The 237-nt window shown below is 65.0% G+C and carries 1 protein-coding gene; it reads right to left on the bottom strand.

Going from position 1 to position 237, the window contains the following annotated elements; translation table 11 throughout:
* Positions 1-4 precede the first annotated feature (4 nt).
* On the bottom strand, positions 5-237 hold a 233-nt coding region (locus tag CH341_RS33420; protein ID WP_210208759.1), incomplete at its 5' end, for an aldo/keto reductase.

A 237-nucleotide genomic window follows, 5' to 3' on the forward strand; every position in this document is an offset into this window, starting at 1 on the left:
GCATTCAGGCCCCGTTGCCGATGTCCTCCAGCTCCTGGAGCACACCCTGCGGCAGACCGAGCTCGGCTGCGGCCAGATTCTCCTCAAGATGCTGCAGCGAGGAGGTGCCCGGAATGAGCAGGATATTGGGCGAACGCTGCAAGAGCCAGGCGAGCGCCACCTGCATAGGCGTTGCGCCGAGGCGTTCGGCAACCGCGTTTAAGGACGAGGATTGCAGCGGCGTGAAACCGCCGAGCG

The sequence above is a fragment of the Rhodoplanes roseus genome (assembly GCF_003258865.1).
Taxonomy (GTDB): Bacteria; Pseudomonadota; Alphaproteobacteria; order Rhizobiales; family Xanthobacteraceae; genus Rhodoplanes; species Rhodoplanes roseus.